The sequence below is a fragment of the Minwuia thermotolerans genome (assembly GCF_002924445.1).
Taxonomy (GTDB): domain Bacteria; phylum Pseudomonadota; class Alphaproteobacteria; order Minwuiales; family Minwuiaceae; genus Minwuia; species Minwuia thermotolerans.
Genome location: NZ_PIGG01000077.1, coordinates 1 through 3932, shown reverse-complemented (window position 1 = coordinate 3932; position 3932 = coordinate 1). Strand labels below are relative to the sequence as shown.

At 62.7% G+C, this 3932-nt stretch carries 3 protein-coding genes; all 3 read right to left on the bottom strand.

What is annotated here, in order from left to right; translation table 11 throughout:
• Positions 1-539 (bottom strand): ParB/Srx family N-terminal domain-containing protein (locus CWC60_RS22155; protein WP_164516694.1); only part of this gene is annotated, 539 nt, incomplete at its 3' end.
• Positions 540-736: 197 nt separating this feature from the next.
• Positions 737-1450: a hypothetical protein gene (locus tag CWC60_RS22150; RefSeq protein WP_109796102.1), complete on the bottom strand. Its 714-nt coding sequence runs from the start codon at positions 1448-1450 to the stop codon at positions 737-739.
• 1098 nt (positions 1451-2548) lie between these two features.
• Positions 2549-3932: recombinase family protein (locus CWC60_RS22145; protein WP_109796101.1), on the bottom strand; the 1384-nt coding region annotated here is incomplete at its 5' end.

Here is a 3932-nt window from a genome sequence, read left to right as displayed (position 1 = left end):
TCGAGCAGCCGCCCATAGGCGGCCGGGTCACGGGCATCGCCGCAGAGCAGACGATGATTGCCGATCAGCCAGAGATCGCCCGGTCGGGTGACGGCCGGTGCATCGGCGTCCGCTTCAGGGATCTCGTCGTCGCCGTCGAGGGCAGGGCCGTCCTCCCCCACCTGGAGAACCAGGTCGATCTCGCCCATCTCGAAGCCGGTCACCGTCAGGTCGATCTCGGTGTCGACCAGGCTCTCGATCTCCAGGGCGAGCAGTTCGGGGTCCCAGCCCGCGTTCTCCGCGATGCGGTTGTCGGCGATCGCGAGCGCCGTCTTCTGCGCCGCGCTGAGCCCGGCGAGCCGAATGACCGGTACCCTGGCCATCTGCAGCAGCCGGGCCGCCTCGAGACGCCCATGCCCGGCAATGATCCGGCTGTCCTCGTCGACCAGGATCGGGTTGCAGAACCCGAACTCCCGGATGCTTGCCGCGATCTGCCCGACCTGCTTCGCCGAGTGGATCTTGGCGTTGCGCGGGTTCGGCCTCAGTTCGCCGATCGCCACATCCTGGATTTCAAGCGGACCCAGCCGGCGTTCGATGGCCTCCGTGCAAACGGCGGAGTGAGGTGAGCGGGTTTTGCGATGATATCGCGTCGACATGGCCGTTTCCTTCATCAGATGCGTGATGAAGAAAGGCGTAGCCGCTATTCGGACAAAGATAAAAAACGAAGAATCAAACCTCAAAGTTGCCTATTGGCGATTTACACAACCCTCGGCCGACCGGGCTTTTTGCGGCCTTCGAGGATGGCCTCATCCAGAGTGAGCGCATGAAGTTTTACCGGCCCTTCGGGCGGTTCCAGCAGCAGTAATTCCTGCGGGACCGTCCACATCTTGGCGGGCAGGAATGTTTTGTTGGGCTTCCGCCTGGACTGAGTTGCCTGTCCCCACTGCCGAAGGATTTCCGCCGTGGTCAGAAAACGTCGGAAGTCATCAACGGCCAGCCCCCGATCCTCGAAATCGGCGCGAAAGCCGCCCTCACGCATCCAAAGGGCGCCCCAGAAATGAAGCACGGGCCCGAACTGCCTGACGCATCTGATCAGCGTTGTCTTGTCGCTGGGGAAGTAGGGATCCTGTGCAAAATCCTCGACCAGGTCAGCGGCCGCGTTCCAGGATGCTCTTTGAGGCTCCGAACCGTGAAGCGCGAAAAGCATCCAGAGTGTCGCGCCGGCGGCCGTGCCGCGCCGCCATCTCGTCGGCAGATCGTCGAGTCCGGCGTTGATCGCACTTTGGTTCCCGGACAGCCCCTCGTACGAAATCTCCCCGGCCCACTCCGGATAGGCTGAGATCGCTGCCGCTGTGATCTGGCTTGCGCAATCCGCGGCGCGCCTGGTTTCATCCGGCTGCTTGGCCGGATAGAGCATCCTACCGAGGAGTACGTTGAAACCATCCTGGCAATTGATGTTCAGCAAAGGCATGATCGGACTCCGACGAATGCGCGGCGGATATCAGGAATTCGCCGCGGGTGACAAATTCGAAAGACTGCGTCGGGCCAGCCTTTCCACCAAAGAGAAGTAGATCACATAAGTCGCGGATCTGCCAGTCTAGGAGGTGAACAGGCCCCTGTTTCGACCGGCCACTTGGGTACAACCATCGAGGCTTCTGTATGAGCGCGGTCGCGGTTTCTCAAGCAATGTCGTAGCGTCGCGCGACACTCGAAAGGCTGACGCCCGACCTGACCGCCTCGGCGAGAATCCGGAGCTGGCCAACGGCGCGGAACCGCCGCCGATGCCCCGGCCGAGCCGGCGGCACGACAGGTGCTGGCGAAGTGGGATAAGTCCCGTGACTAAGGGTGTGACCTGGAGTGTGACTTGCGCCACCGCGGCGGTAAAGCAGGCGAAACCCTTGGCGCCTCCGTCTCGGCCTTGAATTTCGCCCGCCAGTTCCCGAATGCCTTAAGCGGGATGCCGTGCGCTTCGCAATATTCTCACTGATTCAGGTCGCTAGGCTTCCATGCTTCATGATGCGTCCGCCAGAACGCCTCACAATGACGCCTCCACTGTGCTCGACCATCGGCCATCTCGATCTCCTCTCGTGCGATAGTCGAATGAGAGGAGACCGCCCCCAGCGGCCACCCGAGAAGTGTGTCTTCCCTGAACGCTTGCCGAGGTTCCCTGATCGGCGCTCAAATTTCCCTGTTACGGCTCAAAAACTCCCTGTTCGGGCCGTAGGGAATTTTTGGTCTAAGGCCCTGAAATCGTGGTAGGAATTCGCGCCTTGCTGCCGTGGTTCCCTGCAAATTCGACAAATTTCCCTGTTTTTGGGGCCTTAACAGGGAATTTTGATCCACGAGACCCGTACCGTGGAGACTGCCGACGCCACCACCCCGTCTCCCGCGAACCCATGTCCACACCGCGTCCCGGCGGAGACCCGCGGTTTGCCCGGCTTTGCGGGGCTCGCCGCGCTGAAGGGCGTCCCGGGAGACGCCAAAGGGGAGACGAAACCGCGCCAAATGCGCCCGCGTCTCTTCCAGCCGATTTCGACCTCCCCACCATCAAATGAGCAGTCCCGCGAGGTCACGCGCCGAAGCCGAGTGCCCGGCGTTGCTCCGACCAGTCCAGTGGGAGCGCTGACATGCGGCTTAGGCTGTAGGCGGTGAGTCCCGCAGGCTGCCGACCGTCGAGGATAGCCTCGATGATGTCGGGTGCGAGATAGGCGAGGTTCAGGGTTCGGCCGATGTCGCTGCGGTCGACCCGATCGCGTCGAGCCAGCTCCTGCAGCGAGGTGACCTCGCCTTCAGCCAGCATCCTGTTCCACCGATGTGCGTCCGCGATGAGGCGGATGAGGTTTGCGTCAGGCCCACCGACTTCCTGTTCACCGTTGGCCAGGATGATGCGGCTGCCTGTGCCACGGCGTTGAAGCTTCACGGGGAGTTCCACCGCCACGGCTGCATCGCCATCCTCGTCTCCCGGCACCATCGAATGTTTGCGCCCCGCCGTATCGAAGTCGATGGCAGAAGGCCGAAGGTGAACCACGATGCAGCTATCTCTGAGGTCGACCCGTTCGAGCAGGCTCTCGAGCATCTCTCGTCGGGCTCTGTCATCGTCGCCGGCAAGCACGTTGGCGACGACGATGGCGACATCGAGTATTCCGGCGATTGCCGCATCTTCGCTGCGTCCGTGGATCATCAGGTCCATCACCCGCAACGGGTCGCGTAGCAGTGCCACGATCTGGTCGACGATAATCCTGTCGAGTTCCCGCGCGGGGAGCCGCCAGCCGCTGCTGCTCTCGGCTTTGCGCGTCACCAGATGCTTCGAGGTGTAGTAGGAATAGCGCCGGCCCCGCTTTTGGGCCTGGGTGGCATAGAGCCGCTCGCCGGTCTCATCGAACAGCCGGCCCTTGAGCAGGTGAGATGGTGACGGGGTGTTGACCTGCGCCCGGCGACGCTTCGCACGGCCGTCGAGCATCGCCTGAACCGTCTCCCACATTGCCATATCGATGATCGGTTCGTGCTCACCCTTATAGGTCTGGCCACGATGCTTCACCCGTCCAATGTAGATCGGATTGCGCAGCAGCCAATAGAGATGGCCGCGGCTGAAGCTGTCGCCGCCGGACCTACGGCCCGAGCGGCTGGTCCGGATGGAAGTGACGATGCCTTGCCCGTCGCAGGCGGCCTTCACCTCTCTCACCGAGCCGAGGCCGAGATAGAGTTGAAAGATGCGCCGGACCGTCGCTGCTGCTTCCGCGTCGATCACCAGCTTGCGGTCCTCGACCCGGTAGCCGATGGGCACGGCGCCGCCCATCCACATGCCCTTCTTCTTCGACGCGGCGATCTTGTCGCGGATGCGCTCTGCTGTGACCTCCCGCTCGAACTGGGCGAAGGAGAGCAGCACGTTGAGCGTCAGCCGTCCCATGGAGGTGGTGGTGTTGAACTGCTGGGTCACCGAGACGAAGGAGACG